The following is an 18,500-nucleotide window of genomic DNA, read 5'->3' on the forward strand; positions in this document are numbered from 1 at the left end:
TGTCCTGAAGATCTTGGAATCGCGCCAGGCTTGCACCAGTTCATACAGATTGACATTCACGGGTATTCGGGGGCGACTCGGGCATTCGGGGCGGGATCTTCAGCGGTCTCCCAGACTAGGCGGAGACAGGGAAGTCCTTGCGCTTGATCTTGGCGCGGCGACCGTCCGGGTGGTGGAAGACGATGCCCTCGGCCAGGGTGCCGGGGGCGAAGCGGCTCTCCAGTTCGGCGAGGAAGTCACGAAGGCCGGCGTAGTCGCGCGGCACGCCCTGGTAGACCGGCACCTCCAGGTTGAACGGCACGCACCGATGGTCGTCCAGCCGCAGGGGGTTGCCCTGGATGCGGGGGCCGAGCGCTTCGCAGGAGTGCTCGCCGTCCGGCCACGAGGTGACATCAGTATTGCGGGCGGCGGCGAGAACCCACTTGTCCTCCGCGGCACCCTCGGCGGTATCGACGTACCAGCCGTCCTTGATCCCCTGTTCCTTCTGCAGCTTGCTCGGGTTGCGCCGCTTCTCCACCCGTACCAACTGGCCAGCCCGGACGGTGAGGCGGACGTTGGTTCCGTCGAGCTTCTCCGTCGGAGCCCCCTCGCCATCGAACACCCATGCACACTCCGCCCGTGGCCGGTCGACGACCCGAAAGCCGCCGTCCCGCTCGAAGAGCGTGGGGATCTTCTCCATGACCTGCATGCCCTTTCTGACGTGGCCGATCAGTTCCTCGTGAGTGATGGCACCAGACGCCAGGCCGCCCGCCAGTGCGCGGACCAGGTCCGCGACCGAGACCTCAGCCTCGACGGCAACCCGCTTCAGCGCCTTCTTCTCCTCTGGCGAGATCCAGGCGACCAGTCGGGACCAGCCTTCGGGTGGCGTCCATCGCGCGAGCTGCTCCGGATTCTTCCGGGGCCGACCGCGTCCTTTGCGCTCCTCCATGGGCAGGAGCCTAGGCTGGCATTTGACGATGCGTCAATTGGCATAACAGAAAATGGCAGGCTGGGCTTTCGGGTGGTGTGGCCGGGCCGCCCAGGCTGGCCAGAACGACGCGACAGCCACCGCGGGGCCTTCGCCTGCATGGGGGCGGAACTGGCCGACGGCGAGGAGGCCAAGCTGATGCGCCTGCGCTACAGCGGGACCATCAGCAAGTGGAGCTTCGCCCCCTACTGCGACAGAAACCACCGCTACGAAGACCTGCCCATGGCATCTGACCAGGCGACACCCACAACACCGACTCCGCAGTCAACCCCCGAAGGATTTCTGAACTTGACCACTTGGTGGTCAACTCCGAAAGTTCTTCGGGGCTTGACGCGATTGGTGTGGCTGTGTGGGACACGTCAGGCTGGGCAGCGGCGAAGGCCGCTGCCCAGCGCTGATGAGGGGTCACATGGGGTCGCTCCCGCGTCCAGGGTGATCCCTTGCCGTCCTGGCGGGGTTCATCGCGGGAGCCGCCTCGTGGTCGGCGCTTTCTGTGTGTTGTCAGGCGACGCGAAGGATGCTCTTGCCGTGGGTGGTGCCCTCGGTGAGGTGCTGCACGGCCATGGCCAGGTCCACGAGGGCGTACTCGGTGGTGATGTCCATGCGGACTTTGCCGTCGGCGACGAGGCTGAGTGCGTGGCGGGCACTGTCGGCGAGCCGCTCGGGGTGGGTCTGGCTGAGCAGGTTGCTGTTGTAGGTCAGGAGTGACTTGCCGTGCATGAGGAGGTCGTTGGCGTCGGCGAGGACGGGTTCGTACGTGGCGAGGTTGCCGTATGCCACCAGTCGGCCGTGTACTGCGAGCTGCTCGAGGCTGGCGGTGCGGGTCGAGCCGCCGACCGGGTCGAGGATGACGTCGAGCTTCTCGTCGCCGAGCTTGGCCGGGAACTCCTCGCGGAGCAGGAGCTGGTCGTACCCGAACTGCGCGGCGTAGTCGGCCCTGTCGGCCGTGCCGGCGACACCGACGATCCGGTCTGCTCCAGCCAGTCGGGCGAACTGGGCGGCGAGAGTGCCGACTGAGCCGGCGGCGGCGTGGATCAGCACGCTTTCGCCGGGCCGCACGCGCGCCGCGGTGTTGATCAGGTCGTAGGCGGTCGGTGCGCCCCACCCGAGACCTGCGGCTGTCCTCAGCGGCATGCTGCCGATGCCCAAGGTGAGCGTGGCGGGTGTCAGGACCACCTCGGCGTAGGCGCCTGAGGTGGTCAGCGCGGTGACGGCCTCACCGACACGGCGTGCGTCGACGCCCTCGCCGACCGCGGCGATGTGCCCGGATGCCTCGAACCCCGGGACGAAGGGGCGCGGTACGGGGAAGTGGCCGTCCCGGACCATGGTGTCGCCCCATTGGATCCCGGCGTAGGCGACGCGGACCGCCACTTGGCCGGGGCCGGGGGTGGGCTGATCGAGTTCGGTGACCCGGTAGTGGTCATCGGTGTCGAGGATGACGGCCTTCATGGTTACAGCCCCCTGTGTTGGCTCAGTATCCTTACAGTCGAGAACGCTAGGCATATAAGGTTCCTGAGTCAACCCATGAACCTGTTAATGGAGAGGAGTGCACGGTGGAAGCCCCGATCGAGAACGACCTCTGCACCCGGATCAGGCGGTCGGAGCAGGCGCTGATGGCGCACCACGAGGCAGTACTGCGTGCCTACGGACTGACCATGACGCAGTACACCGTGCTGTTGATCCTCTCGCGCGAAGGCGGCATGTCCGGCGCTCAGCTGGCCCGCTCCTGCGGGGTGACGCAGCAGAGCATGAGCAGCGTGCTGACCAATATGGAAAACAAGGAACTCATCCGCCGCGAGACGTCCCCGGTGCACGCCAAGGTGCAGATCGCCACCCTCACCGATGAGGGCCAGGTGCTGCTGGACCGCGCCTACCAGGAGGTGGTCATCCTCGAGCGTGCGCTCACCGACGCGTTCACGCCCTCCGAACACGCCTCACTCTGCGAACTTCTGGAGCGCGCCACCACCGTCCTGATCCAGCAGACGCGCCACGCGACAGCCCCGCCCGCCAGCTGAGCCCGCGGCCGCCACACCCGCGGGAGCCCCATCACTGCGTACCCGCTCTGGAAGATTCGGTCACCCCGCCTGCGATGCCTGCCTGTTCTGCCGTGCCCGTGGCGCTTGATGCTGGACGCGGTTGAGGAGATCTCCAGCCCTTGATCGGCCAGGCTCGGTGCCAGGCCCTGGCTGCGTTCGCGACCCGTCGGAGGCCGCCCGGTGCTGCTTGAGCCGGTTGATGGCCCGCTCGATGGTGTTGCGCCCGGCGCGACGAGGTTCACGGTGAAGCTCGCCGCGGGTCCGGACGGCTGACCACCTCCCGTCACGGCGCTCAGGGCTGAGTGGACGCGCTCTCGGCCGCGGCGCGGGTGGCCCCGCTCTGTAGGCGCTGGAGCTGTCCGCGCATGAGGAGCAGTGAGGCAGTGGTGCCGGTGGCGACCGGGATGAGCGGCCAGAACCGGGGATGGTCGGTGCCGAGGGCGGCGGGGACCAGGGCCAGCGGGCCGATTGTGGCCATTCCGACGATGATGCCGAGCGTAACTTCCCAGTTGAAGTCGACCGGGTCGGCCAGGCCGACGCCGCACCGGCGCGCCATCCGAGTGCGTGTCGCCACCGCCAGGACGATCAGGTAGCCCATGGCCAGGGGGTAGAACGCGAGCAGGATGTTGCCTCCGGGGCCGCTGTGCCACCCTCGCCACACGTAGTCCCCGTCGAGCTCGACTACGTGTCCGTGCCACAGGCCGACCTGGGCATGGTCGCCCACGTCCAGCACCCTGCGGCCGCCGCCCCTCACCGACTGCAGCTCGCCGTTCACCCGCAGTTCGAGCGTGACCTCGTACCAGACGTGCGTCTCCGCGGAGCGGTCCTGGCCCGTGCCGCCGAGTGCCTCCTTGCGTTCTTCCGTCCGATTCACCACGGTGGCGTCCGCCCGTTCCAGGTTCCCCGAGGAACGGGCCCGCGCGATGGCCATCTCCTCGTACGTACGCCAGGCAAGCAGCGCGATCACCACCGCCATGGTCAGGCGGAACACCACCACGACTATGCGGGCGCGTCTCGACCGGCCCTCGCGTGCGTCCGACATGGCCGCCTCCCCTGCGCACCCCGCAGCTCCTCCGTCACGGAGATCATTACCCCCTCGGCAGGCCTCCGCACTGTTCCGGCCTCAAGTTCCGTAGCGGTCTGCGTGATTTCACTGAGGGGGCGTTTAGAGGCCCTAACAAAGCCGCTGCACATGCCGGTAGGTGATCAGACAGGTGGCGACGAGGAATGCCTCGTGGATGTCGTCGCGTCGTTCCCAGCGGATCCGAAGCCGACGGAAGCCGTGCAGCCAGCTGATCGTCCTCTCGACGACCCAACGAAAGACGCCCAGGCCAGAGCCATGTTCTTCGCCCCGCTTCGCAATTACGGGGCGGATGCCGCGCTGCCACAGCAGACGCCGGTACTTGTCGTGGTCGTAGCCCCGGTCGGCAAGGAGCGCGTCCGCTCGGCGTCTGGGCCGCCCGACCACACCGGCGACGGCGGGGACCTTGTCGAGCAGGGGCAACAGCTGGGTGACGTCGTTGCGGTTGCCGCCGGTCAGCGACACCGCGAACGGGATGCCCTGGCCGTCGGTGATGACGTGGTGTTTGCTGCCCGGCCGTGCGCGGTCGACCGGGCTGGGACCGCTTTTGGGCCCCGGCGGGCCGCCCGCACGTGGGAAGAATCGATCACCGCCCGCGACCAGTCCAGCTTGTTCTTCGCCCGCAGCTTCTTCAGCAGTACCACGTGCAACTCATCCCACACGCCGGCCTCGTTCCAGGCCGCCAGGCGCCGCCAGCAGGTCATCCCCGAACCGAAGCCCAGCTCCTGCGGCAGGTGCTCCCACTGAATGCCGGTGTACAGGACGAACAGGATCCCGCACAGGGCCTGCCTGTCGGGCACCCGCGGCCGCCCCTCGACCAGCTTCGGCCCCGGCTCCGGCAGCAACGGCTCGACCAGCGTCCATAGTTCATCCGACACGATCCACGGCTGGGACTGTCTCTTCCCCACGACGAGACCAACGAGCGGACGAGTCAACAGTCACACGATCAACCACTTCTGTTAGGGCCAGTAAGGCCGCCCCTGGCAGCGTGTCGGTGCGGGCCGTTAGCCTGTCGGTATGCCTGAGCGTGTCATTCCGGGGCGCAGCGGCGGCCTGATTCCTTTGGATGCCGCAGACGTTCTGTGGGTCGGTTTGACGACCGGCAGCGCTGTGCCGACGGTTTCTGCGGCGTTCACCGGTTCTCCTGTCAGTGCCCGGGTGGGGTACGTCCTGCTCGGTGCCCGTGTGGTGGCGACGGTGAAGGCAAGCGGCGGCCAGTGGGGTGTCCCGGAGGTTGAGGTGCGCCGGGCGGCTGCGGAACTGAACGCGGTGGAGATGGACTGCCAGGACCTGGTTCGCATCGGTCCGTTTGGTGGCGCGCCGAAGAAGGAACGCAACCAGGGAACGCTGCTGCGCTGGCGCCAGCGCATCGCCCGGGACCTGCAGGAGCTGGGCGACCTTGAGCGGGCAGCACGACGTGAAGGCGGCTGGCTGTCCCATCTGGCGGGGATCGACTGGCGGCAGATGCTCGTGGAGCAAACTCGCGGCCGGACGGCGCGGACATGGTGGCTGCCGCGTGCCGTGGTCAGGCTGCTGGACGCGGCCGAGCACACCGAAATGCAGTGGCTGCAAGCCGCGCGGACCCGCCGGGCAAGCGCAGCTGCCACCGAGCTGTCCTCCCATCACCGGCAGGGCCGGGCTGCTGACGGCAAGCAGTCGACAAGCCCCGACGGATCAACCGCCCCGCCGCGCACGTACAGCGGGGAACTGGAAGGCCACCTGTACGGGGTACTCAGCAGGAAACCCGGTACCTCGCGCAAGGTGGGTGGGTGGATGTGCGCCGTCTGCCGTACAGCACCCGCCGCCGTACTCGATCACTGCCACGAACACGGTTACGTCCGTGCTCCTGTCTGCCACTCCTGCAACACACAGGAACGAGCCGACCACCTCTACAGCAACGACATCCGCGTGGCCAGCCACTACACACGCCTCTTCGACACCGACGCCGCCGACTGGCTTCGCCACTGGCACCGCTGCTCCGGTTGCCGCACCCGTACCACCCTGCCGCTGCCTCACCTTGCCGCATGGACCGCCCACGTAGCCTGCCGGTCGCTGCGCCCGACCCACCGCGATGCCCGCGGCTCCCGCGCGCGCAAACCCTGTGGTGTGCTGCGCGTGTCCTGGACGGGCAGTTGGAACGCGCCCCGTTCCTGCTTGCTGACTGTCGCCGTCGACTTCTGCCCTTTGGGCGAGCATCGTGTCCTGGCACAAGTGCCCTACCGGGAAGCAGCCGAGCGGTTTGGCACCTGGCTGGCCGAGACCGCCCCTGCAGTGGCCGCCGCGGCCGGACCCGACCGTCTGGACGGCCTCCCCGACCGGTTCCGTCCAGTCATCGCGGACACCAGCGGTGAGGGCCTGTCGCTGTTCTGAGTGAACGTCGACAGATCCGACATCAACGCCAACCCGCACCCGCTCGGCGCCGGTCCGCAGCTCACCCGGACGTGACCGGGCGTGGCCGCAGGAGCGACGAGGCCAACGCGCTGTTTGTGGGCGTCGCCGCGCACACCGCTAAACGGCCGTACACCACCGATGCCGGCGAAGCGTAATTCCGCTGCGTGGTCGGCTGGTGGGTAGCTCATAGTAGATGCATCCTTCTTCGACCGATCAGAATGGACGGCCGTTGATTGTGACGACCGCGTACAGCGATTCCCCCACTGAGCGGGTTCCCAGGCGAGCCTGGACGATCCGGCTACCGGACACCGCGACCACTCCGCCACCCTCACGTGCAGCAGGGAGGGGTGCCGAATGCCGGTCCGCTCCCGCGATCTTGCGGCCTTGCTCGCCTTCGCCGCGCGGCATGCGGCTGCTCACGCGAAGGCGGCCCCTGTGCGTCCCAACGCCTTCTGTCACTGCGGTGCTCAGCAGCGCTCCGCCCACCCGGGCATGGTGCACTGTGCAGACGCGGTGGGGCTGATCCTGCGGCACGACCCGAGCGTGGGACAGCTCTGGAGCGTCGAAGAGGTCTGCCGGGCGTGCGCACCACTCATCCCGAACGCCACCGTCGTGGCCCGCGGAGCACGCCCGAGCCGTACCGCCCAGCCGCCGACACCACGCATCCCCGCACCCGTCCGACCGGGCGTGCCGGGTGGGTTCTCCTCTTCTGCCGCGGCCCCCGACGAAGGGACTGCGCCCGCGCGGCGATCCGGTCGGCATCCTCAGCTGGGTCGGCGCCCGGGCCAGTAACGCTGAGACGAGTCTGGACTCGTGAGCACGGCCGATCCGGCACCATCGCCGGGGACGAGCGGCCCGAGCTGGCCGGCGCCCGCTCTCCGTTCCTTGTCGTGTCGCTCGTGCGGGCTGGGCGGCTATAGAACCGTTTCGCTGGGATTCGTGTCCTGTTGGGACTCGTCGTCGCGCTTTTGTTGGGTCTGACGGTCCTGGTCGGTCTGCCGCTGTTGCGGGGTGAGGGATCGGGCGGCGTCGCACTCAATGCAGGCTGCTGCGCGGGGTTGACCGAGGCGGCAAGGGCCTCTTCCCGGGTGAGTGTCCGGTCGCTGGGGGTGCAGCCGATGACGTGGAGGAGTGTGGCGCCCGGGTGTCCGGGGCGGTGGGGCAGGTACTGGAGTGTCCATGCGGGCGGGCGTGACTGGGGCGGAGTGTCTGTTGGGGACAGACGGTGGGTCGGGACGTGCTCGTAGGAGACACCGGGTACGGGGCGTGCGTGTGCGGGACTTACCCAGACTCGCTGCTCGGCGGGTTCGCCCAAGCCGTTTGTGCCGTTCTGCCAGACCAGGATTCCTACCTGGTAAAGCCACCCGTCCTTCACCTGTCGGCGGGCGTGCAGCCGTCCGCGGACTTCCTGGGCGTCGGGGAGTATGACGAAGATCGGAGCCACTTGAGGGGACGTTGTGGTCACGATTGGCGATCTTGGAGCGCGAGCAGTGCTGCCAGGGCTCTGGCCAGGTCAGGGTCGGGTGGGCCGATAGGCCACCAGTCGCTGTCTTCCTTCCGGAACGGGTACCAGCGGCCGTCGCGGCCGTAGCGCAGTTGGCGGTCGCGGCCGACGACGGTGAAGCGGTTGCGCCACGCGCGCACCTGGGGAGGCTGTCCGTCCGCCCAGTCCTCGGCGAGCGAGGCCCGGGCGCGGGTGAGTACGGACGGGGCTGGGGTCCAGGGGTCCTCCAGGACCGCGAGTGCGGCTGTGCCGCCGTGGCGCCAGGCCCGTACCGCCTGGGCGAGCTCGGACAGCGGGCGGCCGGTGCTCTCGGCGATCCGGGCGAAGACCTCTTTCTTCGGGTGCTCGGCGGCGATGCGCACAGCGTCCTGCCACTCCGTCAGGTCAGCCGGAGGCGGTGGTGCGTCGTCCGCCAGCGCGGTGGCGAGTCGGCGACGGGCACGCTCGGCCGCGTCGGCGGCCAGGGTCTCCAGTGCCTCCGGATCGATGCCCGGTTCGGCGGGACGGGACGTTGCGAAGACGGGCGGGTGCCCGGCGCGTTCGGGCAGGGGTGGCGGCCCGGGCAGCGGTGGCAGGTCGGCGCGCGCCGCGAAGGCCTCCCGGGCCGGTGTACCTGTGGGTGCGGTGGGAGTGCGCGGGGACGGAACCGACGCTGATGCCGAGGCCAGCGCCTTGGATGCCGCGCGGGCGGCGTTGCGGCGGGCGAGTTCGTCCAGCAGCTGCTGTTCGCCGCGGCCGCGCATCAGCAGCAGCACGAAGGGGTCCTCGTCCAGCAGGCGTGCGACCTGGTAGCACAGCGCGGCGCCGTGCTTGCACGGGTAGCCCCAGTCGGGGCAGGAGCAGGCCGGCTCCAGGTCGTTGGCGGACGGTAGCAACCGTACGCCCGCCGCCAGCGCGTCCTGTACCAGCTCGGTGGGCATGTCGCGGTCCAGCAGTGCGGCGATGTGCCCGGCGCGCGCAGCCACTGCGTTCAGGAGCCGGTCCCATTGCGCGTCGCTGAGAACGGGGATTGCCAAGGACACCCGGTAGGGCCGTGGCCTGCTGCCCTGCACCGGGGCGCTGATACGGCCCGGGACCACGGTCATCTCGCCGACGGATCCGCGCCGCGCGTAGGTGCGACCGCGGGTGAGGCGGCCGGAATCGAGTGAGCATTCCTCCAGTGCCGACACCCACGCCTGGCCCCACCAAGTTGAGACGAAACCGCCCCGGCGGCCGGGAGCCGGAGGGAAGGGAGGGAAAGTACGGGCGAGCTGATCCTGGGCCCGCTGCTTGGACTTCGTCGGGCGCGGGCTCACTTGCGGCTTCCCCTCGTGGTGCTCTGGCGCGTGGTGCTCTGACGGGCCGTGCTCCAGGGCGTGGTGTTGTGGCGCATCGTTACCAGTTCGGCCAGCTCGGCGTCGGAGAGTTCGGTGAGTGCCGCCTCGCCATGGCTCAGCACGGCGTCCGCGAGCCCCTTCTTTTGCGTGAGCATCTGCGCGATCCGGTCCTCGACCGTCCCCTCCGCGATCAGTCGGTGCACCTGGACAGGCTGGGTCTGGCCGATGCGGTACGCGCGGTCGGTGGCCTGGTCTTCGACGGCCGGGTTCCACCAGCGGTCGAAGTGGATGACGTGGCCGGCGCGGGTCAGGTTGAGGCCGGTGCCGGCGGCCTTGAGGGAGAGCAGGAAGACCTGCCGTTCGCCGTTCTGGAAGCGGTCGACCATTTCCTCGCGCTGCCTCACCGGCGTCCCGCCGTGCAGGAACTGCGCCGCCATGCCGCGGGCTGCGAGATGCAGCTCCAGCAGCCGGCCCATCTCGACGTACTGGGTGAAGACGAGCACTGAGCCGTCCTCGGCCACGATCGCATCCAGCAGCTCGTCGAGCAGCTCCAGTTTGCCGGAGCGGCCGGCGAGTTTCGTGTTCTTCTCCTTCAGGTACTGCGCCGGGTGGTTGCAGACCTGCTTGAGGCCGGTGAGCAGCTTCATCACCAGGCCGCGCCGGGCCATTCCGTCCGCCTCGCCGATGGCCGCCAGCGACTCGCGCACCAGCGCCTCGTACAGGGACGCCTGCTCCTTCGTCAGTGAGACGGGCTGGTCGGTCTCGGTCTTGGGCGGCAGCTCGGGGGCGATGCCAGGGTCGGACTTGCGGCGGCGCAGGAGGAAGGGGCGGACCAGGCGGGCGAGGCGGTTCGCGCTCTCCTGGTCGCCGTCGGCCTCGACCGCGCGGGCGTAGCGGTCGCGGAAGGCGGTGAGTGTGCCGAGCAGGCCGGGTGTCGTCCAGTCGAGCAGGGCCCACAGCTCGGAGAGGTTGTTCTCAACCGGGGTGCCGGTCAGCGCGATGCGCCCGGCGGCGGGGACGGTGCGCAGCGCACGCGCGGTGTCGGAGTACGGGTTCTTGATGTGCTGCGCCTCGTCCGCGACGAGCAGGCACCACGGCACGGCGGTGGCGGCCAGGCGCTGGGCGTCGCGGCGCAGTGTGCCGTACGTGGTGAGGACGAGCGCGTTCGGTGTGAGGTCGTCCAGGGTGCGGCCCGGGCCGTGGAAGCGGCGTACGGGGATGCCGGGTGCGAAGCGCTGCACCTCGCGCTCCCAGTTGCCGAGCAGGGACGTCGGACAGACCACCAGGGTGGGGCCGTGGGCCGATCGCTCGTGACGGCGCAGGTGGAGGGAGATCAGGGTGATTGTCTTGCCGAGGCCCATGTCGTCGGCGAGACAGCAGCCCAGACCGAGGGAGGTCATCCGGTCCAGCCAGTTCAGGCCCCTCAGCTGGTAGTCGCGCAGGGTAGCTGCGAGCATGGCGGGTTGGCTGGTGGTGGCCGATGCGGCGGCCGGGCCCGCCTCCGGCTCGGCGATCCGCGCGCGCAACTGCTCCAGGGCGCCGCCCGCGGTGACCGGTACGGACGTGCCGTCGATCTCTACCGCGCCGGTCAGCGCCGCGCCCAGGGCGTCGATCGCGGTGAGCCCGCGGCCGCGCTGCTTGCGGACGTTGCGGACCAGCGCCTGGTCGACCACCACCCACTGGTCGCGCAGCCGCACCACCGGACGGTGCGCCTCGACCAGGCGGTCCATCTCCTCCTCGGTCAGCGGCCGCCCGCCCAACGCCAACTGCCAGCGAAATTCGAGGAGTTGACCGGAGGAGAGGAAGGTCTCCAGGTCCGAGGGCGTCTTCTTGCGCCGGGGCGGCTCCAGCAGGCCGGTCGCGGTCAGCTCCTTCGCCAGGCCCTTTGGCAGGTGGACCTGGATTCCGGCGGCGGCCAGCCGCTCCGCGGCCTCGCCGAGCAGGTCCAGCAGCTCGTCGTCGTCGAGCTGCAGCACATCGGGCGCGGCCGCGGAGAGCAGGCGGGACAGCGGCGGCCATGCCTTCGCGCCGCGGCGCAGCGCCAGCAGCGCGTCGATACGGGTACGGGCGCCGAACTGCTCCGGAGCGGCTGCATCCTGGGCCCACAGCTCGGCCGCATCGACTACCAGGGTGGGGTCGGCGAGGCTGTGCAGCTGCACCACGGCCCGGAACTTGGGCCCGGCGCCGCCGCTGTTGTCGTAGTCTTCGCCGTCCCAGCCGCCGCTCCACGCGTCGCTGTCTTTCTCCAGGCGCAGGGAGACGCGCACGCCCGCGTCCATCCCGGCGGCCACCTCGGCCGCCCACTCCCGCTGTTCGGGAATGGGTACCGGCAGCCGAGCGGCGAAGGCCGGACCGGCCATCAGGTGGCGCGCCCCCGGGGATCGCGGCAGGCCGTCCGCGACCGCGTCCAGAAAGGCGCGCAGCAAAGGCTCGGCGGCGGGCAGCGCTACAGGCGACGAGCCCGGCAGCGGGACCGCGCGCGCCTCCGGCGGCATCGCCGCCGCGAGGTCTCGGATCCGGCACAGGTCGTCGCCGTCCAGCGGACCGAGCCGCCAGGCGTCGAACCCGGCGGGGCTCAGCCCCGGCAGCAGCCGCCCCCGCGCGGCAAGTTGAAGCGCGATCAGGGCCCCTGCTCCCCACAACGCGGCGGAAACGGAGGCGTTGCCGCTCTGCACCAGGGCGCGAGCGCGGGTGAGTACGGGCACCGCCTGCGCAACCGGCAGCAGCACCGCGCTCACGCTCCGCCGCCGGACCCCGCTCCCGTGCGGCCGCACGACGGTGAGCTCCCCCGGCTCTCCATCACAGTCGGGCACCTTGCCGCCGTCCGCCCGCCAGAACGCCACACGGCCTTTCCTGGCCGGATCTCCGGGCAGGAAAACGGCTTCGCATGCGCTGAGCGCGGCTGCAGCAGCCGGCGCAACCACTCCCGGCTTCCTCCGCTCGGCAGGCTCATCCACTTCGACGACCTGGAGGCCACGCGCCATGATCGGATGCCCTTCGAACCGGGGTGCGGATATGCGCTGAATGACGCCGTCACGCCGTGTCATCGCGCATTCACAAGCTGTACGACAGAATGCTATCGGGTGCTGTCGACGATCTTGTGATCCGGACGGTCTGCCTCCGTGCGAGCAGGACGCGTTTGCGAAGGAGATCGAGGCTGGCCCGGCCGAACATCTGACGCTTCAGCATCTTGAGTCGGTTGATGTTGCCCTCGACGGCGCCGGAACTATGAGGCAGGGACAGGCCGTTGCGGACGGCGTCGAAGTCGCGGCGGAGGTTGCGGGCGAAGCCTGCGAGTGGGGCCAGAGAGTCCTGTTCGGCTCCGCTGATCCAGTCCTCCAGACGGTCGCCGTGGCGTGCGGTCATCATGACGGCGAACTTCCTGACGTGCCCGGTGAGCCGGTCCAGCTCGGGATCGCGTTCACGTAGCCGGTGGAGCTTGTCAGCCTCCTAGTCCCGCAGGTGTTCGGGATGAGTCATGATCCATGAGGTGACTTCGCGGACCGAGGGAGGCTTGGGACCCGGGTCGGGTGCGTGTCCGCGTCCGGTTCGGTAGCGCCGCAGATGACGCTGGACTGCCAACTCACCTCCGGGGTAGCCCTGTTCCTGAATCTCACGGCAGAGCTGAGCGGCGTTTCTGACGCCTGCGTTCCAGCGCCGGTGCAGGTAGCCGACGTATGGGTCGACGACGTGCGCCCGCTGCAGGCTCGTGGCCACGACGTCATCCGCGGAGGGGGCGTTGACCAGCTTGCGGACGGTGGCCTGGTGCAGTCCGAGTTTCCGGCCGATCGCCGCCTTCGACATCCCCTGCTGCCACAGCTCGTGGGCGGCGGCATGCTGTGCACGGAGCCGAGTCACGATCTTCAGCTCTGTCGATGGCTGGACCACCTGCGGCTCACCGGGAGTGTCGGCGGGTTCCGAAGGCGGTTCAGCCAGGCGGGAGCGATGAGCGTTGACCGTCTTCTCGACCGCCTGGCCGAGATTGGCCCACAGGTGGTAGCGATCAGCGACCTGCTCGGCCTGCGCCGCCCCGACGCGTGCGCCCTCGCTGTAACCACTGGACCGGTCCCGACAGATCACCTTCACCTCGGGGTGATCGCGGTGCCAGGCGGCCAGGTCCTCGCCCTCGCGCCCGTCGTAGATATGCAGTGGACGGTGGGTGGCCATGTCGATCAGCACCGTCCCGTAGTGGTGGCCCTTGCGGAATGCGAAGTCGTCGACGCCGAGGACCGCCACCTCACCGACCTCCGGCTCGGGCGGGGCCCTGACCAGTCGCAGCAGCGTGTCCTTGCCCACGGTGATGCCGACCGCGGAGGCCAGGCGGGCTCCCGCCCGGCCGGCCAGGGCCAGCCCGATCTGCGTCAGCACCCCACGCAGCAACGGGGTCTGGCGACTGTGTGGGGTCGTCAGGCCCTGGATCTGTTCAGCGAACGTCACGTCGGGCAGGAAGAGTTCTCGCATCGGAAGCGGCGTATGCATTACTCGATCACGACACCGAGCCCGCCCATAGGGACGTCACGCAGCTTGCGTACATACCGGCCGTGCACCCGTGCCGAGCTGTGGCCGCACCGGCAGGCCGCGGTTGCCGCCCGAACCCGTGTCCGCAGCACCACCTTGTCCGGACGCCGCTCGACCTCTTCGATCAACAGGGCGGACAGATATGGAAACAGCTCCAAGAGCACATCACGAGAGCACGCGATGCATGATCGCGAAGGGCGGACACAGCCCGCCCAGCCGTCCGGATCACAAGATCGTTGACAGAACCCGAATCTTCACGTTGATGGCGTCCACGAAGACGACCGGATAGACGCGGTCCAGCGGGCGGGCCTGCCATTCCGCCATGCACTCGACCACCTTGTCCGTGATCGTGGTGATGGTCTGCTTGGAGACCTCCGCTTCGTACACCTCGGCCAGATGAGCCGATATCTCCCCGTGGGTGAGACCCTTCGCGAACAGCGAGAGCACCATCTCGTCGACACCGGTCAGGCGCCGCTGCCGCTTGCGGACGATCTGCGGCTCGAAGGTGCCAGCCGTGTCACGGGGCACCTTCACCTCGACCGGGCCGACGTCGGTCAGCACCGTCTTCGACCGAGTGCCGTTCCGGCTGTTGCCGCTGCCTCGGCCTGCCGCGTCGTGCTTGTCATGGCCGACGTGATCGGTGATCTCGCCCTCCAGGGCGGACTCGAGCACCCGCTTGGTCAGCTGCTGCAACAGCCCACCCTCACCCGTCAGCTGGAGGCCGTCAGATCGAGCGTGGTCGACCGGCATCGCGATCAACTGCTCGTCCGACACTGCGTCCGCGGCCGACTCGACCACCGGCTCCTCCGCGGCCCCGTGCTGGGTGATGGTCTCGCTCATTCAGGCGTCTCTTTGATCATCGGATCCGCCGTCTATGGGACACTCCCTTGCCTGGATGAGGAGCAGGGCGATGTCGTCCTGGTGTGAGGTCGGGGGGCGGTAGTTGATGAGGGTGTCGGCGAGGGCGTCGATGGTCTGGTCTGGTACTTGTGCGAGGTAGGTGACGAGGTCGGCGGTGGCGTGGTCGATGTCGGTTCCCGGGGTTTCGATGAGCCCGTCTGTGTACAGGGCGAGGAGGGCGCCGGGTGGGAGCGGGATCTCGGTGGTCGGGTAGGTGGCGTCGGGGTCGATGCCCAGCAGCAGGCCGGGTGGCAGGTGGAGGATCTCGGTGTGGCCGTCGGGGTGGCGCATCAGGGGTGGGGGGTGTCCGGCGGTGGCCAGGCGGGCGCGGTGGTGTGCGAGGTCGAGGTTGGCGTACAGGCAGCTGGTGAACAGTCCGGGGTCGAGGTCGATGAGGAGGCGGTTGGTACGGGCGAGTGCTTCGCCGGGGGGTGTTCCGGCGGTGGCGTGGGCGTGGACGGCGATGCGGACTTGCCCCATCAGGGCTGCGGCAGTGATGTTGTGTCCCTGCACGTCGCCGATCGCGGCGGCTGCGGATGCTTCGCCGTAGGGGATGAGGTCGTAGAAGTCGCCGCCGATGTCGATGCCGTGGCCGGCGGGCTGGTAGCGGGCGGCTGCGTTTAGACCTTGGATTGTGGGGAGGGCGTGGGGCAGCAGGCCGGTTTGCAGGGTGTGGGCGAGCTGGTGCTTGATGTCGTAGAGGCGGGCGCGGTCCAGGGCCTGGGCGATCAGTCCGGCCAATGAGGCCAGGATGGCGCGTTCTGGCGCGGGGAAGGGGCGAGGTCGGTCGTAGCTGAGGATGAGCGCGCCGACGGTGCGGCCGGAGGCGATCAGGGGCAGGACCGCGCAGGCGGGCAGCTCGTCTTTGTGGACGGCTGGGGGGTAGGCGCGTTTGAGGTCGGCGAAGGTGGCGTAGAAGCCTGGGTCGCCCGTGAGCAGGGCCCGGACGGCGGGGGTGTCGGAGGCCAGGCGCTGGGAGTCGAAGATTTCGGTGAGTTCGGCGCTGAAGCCGCAGGTGCCGGTGACGCGCAGCCGGCCTTCCTCCGCGGTCATCAGGGCGAGGGCTTGGGGGCCGAAGGCGGGGACGATCTGGTCGCAGGCCAGCTGGACTACGTCGTCCGCCCCGACAGCCTGCGTGAGGCTGGCCGCCAGGTGGGTGAGGTGGTACAGGGCTGTCGCTCCGACCTCTGGCGCCGGTGGGGTGTGCTGCCATGGCATGGTGGGCTTGGCGTGCTCGGCTGGGACCTGGGTGATCTGGATGCTGATGCCGCTGTCGTCGGGGTGGAGCTGGAAGAACAGCCACTGGTCCGGCGGCCGCAGGATGGTGAAGGAGGCGGGCCAGCGGCTGACTACTGCTGCCCGGTACCGGTCTTCGAAGAGGGGGTTGCGCAGCCACGGCAGGCTCTCCCAGGGACGGCTGCCCAGGAGGGCGCCGACACCTGTGCCGAGCAGGTCGCTGGCTGCGGTGTTGATGAAGGTGACCCGCCCGTCCAGGTCGAGTGCGCAGCAGCCCTGCGGCAGCCGTTCAGCGAAGTCGAAGGCGGCTGGTGCCTCGCCCGACACCATGCGGCCGGAGCGCAAGGGGGCCAGCACCCGCGGCTGGGTGGTGGGCAGCAGCGGCTGCCCTTGGTCGGCAGCCTGTTGCAGGAGCCCACCCTCGCTTTCACAGCACGTGGATATCGCATCCCGTTCACGTGAGCTCAGCTGTGGCGGGTGCCAGATGGGCCACAGCAGTACCAGGCCACCCCACACGCTGGTGCCCCAGGTGACCGGGGCGGCAGCCAGCATGAATTCGTACGGCAGTACGAGCGCGAGCTGGGGGTAGCGGCGTGCCACTTCCTCCTGGCTGCTCAGCCACACCAGGCGCTGTTGTCGTACGGCGTCCGCTACCGGGAGGGGGGCGCCTACCGTGATCCGCGCCCACGGAGCTGCGATCTGCTGGGATACCCCGGATATCACCGTCAGCTGCAGCACCCGCTCACCGGGCGGCAGCAGATACAGCAGGCCCACAGAGGCGCCGGTGTCCCGCATGACGTCGGCCAGGGGAGCATCGAGCTGCTCCAGGCCGGAGCCGGGGGCGAAGTCGGCAAGCTGCTGCACGTCCCTCACCTCCTGCAGACGCCAGAAGAAGCACGCATGTGTCCGCAGCGGGTGCAACCGGCCTCGGTACTGATCCCAAGTCCGGCACCGATCTGCGCCCAGCCGGCCGCAGCCTCCCGGTCGGCCAGCACCGCCGCTCGCACCAGCTGCCAGGCCAGGTCCGGCCCCCGCGTCACCACGGCACCGTGCCGGCCCGCCACACCTCCGGTCGGGGGCAGCTGCCGGACTGCCCGCACAGTGACGGCTTGCCCCTGGAGACGGAGCTCCGCACCGGCCGTCACCAGCGCCCCTCGCGCCGCCTGCTGCCGCCTGCGACGTGCACGCCAGGCCGCCTGCCGATGCGCCGACCCGCTGTACCGGCGGTCATGCCCCATCGGCTCCTGCGGCGCAGCCCCACCCCAGCCGCACAGATCGTCGCCCATACACGGACACTACGCCCACATCTGGCGACGGTCGCGTGGTGAGAGCGGCGCCCTGCGCCGTGCGTGGGCCCGAGCCGGTGACGGTTGCGCGCGGTGGAGTGCTACCGCTGATGGGGCGGGTGCCGTGGCAGTGCCGGGATGGCCTCCCTGCCGGGTGCGGCCTCCGGCCAGACCAGCAGGACGGCGGGGGCGTGGTCGACGATGAAGCGGCTGGCCGGGCCCAGGCTGCGGGGCCCAGGCCGAAGACACCAGCCAAGCGCGCCGCCGCGGCGGGCGGCCCTCTTCTGGCAGTGCTGCCCCGGAGCCTCGGCGGACGGGGGCGGTCAAGCCCCGGCGGCCCGCCGCAGCACGGACACCGGCTGCTCGACGAAGTGATACAAGGTCTTCATCCCGTACGGTTCCTGCTCGTCGTCACTGAGCTGTTCCCGCCCGTTGGGATGCGGGAAATGTGAACCTGCATGAACGGGATTTCGTCATTCCCCTTTGGGATTACCCACCACATCGAGGCCCAGTCCGGCGCCTGCGTCATCCGCATCACCTCACTGCTCCGATAGATCCTCGACTGGTAACGGACGTAGTCGTTGCCTTTCTCGGTCAGCCACGCAGGAGCATCGCGCACGTGCTCCTGCCTCGGCGAATCTGCATTCCACGAACGCTCGATCGATCCCTCGTCGCTGTTGGCGAGCTTGCAGCGGTCGGCTCGGATGAACGAAAGCCACGCGGACAGCTCCACTCGCCCCTGCCCGGCTTCCAGCGGCACCTCGACGACGGCATCCTTGGAGAAGTCGTCACCCGGGACGAGCAGGGCGCCCGCGTTGGAGATCTGCCCCGCCGCCAGCAGGCGGGGATCGGCGTTGAACTCCTCCTGCCGGTAGGTGTCCTGGCCGTTGCCCAGCGCCTGCCGCCACTCCTTGCGTTCCGTCCCCTGCGCACGGAACACGGACGGCCACAGTTGCGCCGACCACAGCGTCCCCATCACGAAGACGCTCACCGACCCCTCATTGCGGAACGTGAAGTGGGTTGGCACATACAACCGCTTCCTGTCCGGATTCAGCACCGGTTTCCCGAAGGACACCATGAACGGCACCTTGGGCGGCGCCACGTACGGGACGTACATCGCCGAATAGGTCACGCTCGCGGAACCGATCAGCGCAGACAGCGCCACCCCGGTGGCGAAACTCCGGGGATGGGGCACCCCCTGCCAGGCTGGGCGTCAGCCCCAAGACCTGGGACGTCTACAAGACACACCCCCAGATCGCCCCTCA

At 69.3% G+C, this 18,500-nt stretch carries 12 protein-coding genes and 3 pseudogenes; 2 read left to right on the forward strand and 13 right to left on the reverse strand.

Going from position 1 to position 18,500, the window contains the following annotated elements; genetic code table 11:
* Positions 1–115: 115 nt before the first annotated feature.
* Both Q8A52_RS27240 and Q8A52_RS27245 read right to left on the reverse strand, forming a co-directional pair.
* On the reverse strand, positions 116–928 hold the full coding sequence (locus tag Q8A52_RS27240) for a hypothetical protein (RefSeq protein ID WP_316756146.1): 813 nt from the start codon (positions 926–928) through the stop codon (positions 116–118).
* A 540-nt stretch (positions 929–1,468) separates the two neighbouring features.
* Positions 1,469–2,416: a quinone oxidoreductase family protein gene (locus Q8A52_RS27245; protein WP_316756148.1), complete on the reverse strand. Its 948-nt coding sequence runs from the start codon at positions 2,414–2,416 to the stop codon at positions 1,469–1,471.
* A 104-nt stretch (positions 2,417–2,520) separates the two neighbouring features.
* Between Q8A52_RS27245 and Q8A52_RS27250 the strand changes: the two genes are divergently transcribed.
* The gene (locus tag Q8A52_RS27250; protein WP_316756150.1) at positions 2,521–2,982 is read left to right on the forward strand and encodes a MarR family winged helix-turn-helix transcriptional regulator; all 462 of its coding nucleotides are present in this window, start codon (positions 2,521–2,523) and stop codon (positions 2,980–2,982) included.
* Positions 2,983–3,295: 313 nt separating this feature from the next.
* Here the strand turns inward: Q8A52_RS27250 and Q8A52_RS27255 are convergent, their stop codons facing one another.
* Positions 3,296–4,045, reverse strand: a complete 750-nt coding sequence (locus Q8A52_RS27255; RefSeq protein WP_316756152.1) for a hypothetical protein — start codon at positions 4,043–4,045, stop codon at positions 3,296–3,298.
* A gap of 132 nt (positions 4,046–4,177) precedes the next feature.
* Positions 4,178–4,992, reverse strand: a protein-coding gene (locus Q8A52_RS27260) for an IS5 family transposase (RefSeq protein WP_408649253.1) whose coding sequence is annotated in 2 segments (ribosomal slippage) — positions 4,178–4,641 and positions 4,641–4,992 — 816 coding nt in all. Because the reading frame shifts where the segments join, the coding sequence is not laid out codon by codon here.
* A gap of 109 nt (positions 4,993–5,101) precedes the next feature.
* Between Q8A52_RS27260 and Q8A52_RS27265 the strand changes: the two genes are divergently transcribed.
* The gene (locus Q8A52_RS27265) at positions 5,102–6,454 is read left to right on the forward strand and encodes an endonuclease domain-containing protein (protein ID WP_316756156.1); all 1,353 of its coding nucleotides are present in this window, start codon (positions 5,102–5,104) and stop codon (positions 6,452–6,454) included.
* Between the two features lie 1,482 nt (positions 6,455–7,936).
* On the opposite strand, the gene Q8A52_RS27270 is transcribed toward Q8A52_RS27265, so the two are convergent.
* From Q8A52_RS27270 to Q8A52_RS27310, 9 genes and pseudogenes are all read right to left on the reverse strand, one after another.
* Positions 7,937–9,064, reverse strand: coding sequence for an SWIM zinc finger family protein (locus Q8A52_RS27270; RefSeq protein WP_316756158.1), 1,128 nt, complete (start codon positions 9,062–9,064; stop codon positions 7,937–7,939).
* 206 nt (positions 9,065–9,270) lie between these two features.
* A complete protein-coding gene (locus tag Q8A52_RS27275; protein ID WP_408649254.1) occupies positions 9,271–12,279 on the reverse strand; it encodes an SNF2-related protein in 3,009 nt (1,002 codons plus the stop codon).
* A 145-nt stretch (positions 12,280–12,424) separates the two neighbouring features.
* Positions 12,425–12,664: pseudogene (locus Q8A52_RS27280) on the reverse strand (transposase); the annotation flags it as partial.
* An 81-nt stretch (positions 12,665–12,745) separates the two neighbouring features.
* Positions 12,746–13,756: a transposase gene (locus Q8A52_RS27285; RefSeq protein ID WP_316756161.1), complete on the reverse strand. Its 1,011-nt coding sequence runs from the start codon at positions 13,754–13,756 to the stop codon at positions 12,746–12,748.
* Positions 13,757–13,773: 17 nt separating this feature from the next.
* The gene (locus tag Q8A52_RS27290; RefSeq protein ID WP_316756163.1) at positions 13,774–13,971 is read right to left on the reverse strand and encodes a hypothetical protein; all 198 of its coding nucleotides are present in this window, start codon (positions 13,969–13,971) and stop codon (positions 13,774–13,776) included.
* An 88-nt stretch (positions 13,972–14,059) separates the two neighbouring features.
* Positions 14,060–14,653 (reverse strand): annotated as a pseudogene (locus Q8A52_RS27295) (transposase); the annotation flags it as partial.
* Positions 14,654–16,744, reverse strand: a complete 2,091-nt coding sequence (locus tag Q8A52_RS27300) for a SpoIIE family protein phosphatase (protein WP_408649260.1) — start codon at positions 16,742–16,744, stop codon at positions 14,654–14,656.
* A gap of 592 nt (positions 16,745–17,336) precedes the next feature.
* A pseudogene (locus tag Q8A52_RS27305) lies at positions 17,337–17,477 on the reverse strand (universal stress protein); the annotation flags it as partial.
* Between the two features lie 143 nt (positions 17,478–17,620).
* Positions 17,621–18,400 (reverse strand): hypothetical protein, encoded by a 780-nt coding sequence (locus Q8A52_RS27310; RefSeq protein WP_316756167.1) that lies wholly within the window; start codon positions 18,398–18,400, stop codon positions 17,621–17,623.
* Positions 18,401–18,500: the final 100 nt, after the last annotated feature.

This window comes from Streptomyces herbicida (genome assembly GCF_032656585.1).
Lineage (GTDB): Bacteria > Actinomycetota > Actinomycetes > Streptomycetales > Streptomycetaceae > Streptomyces > Streptomyces herbicida.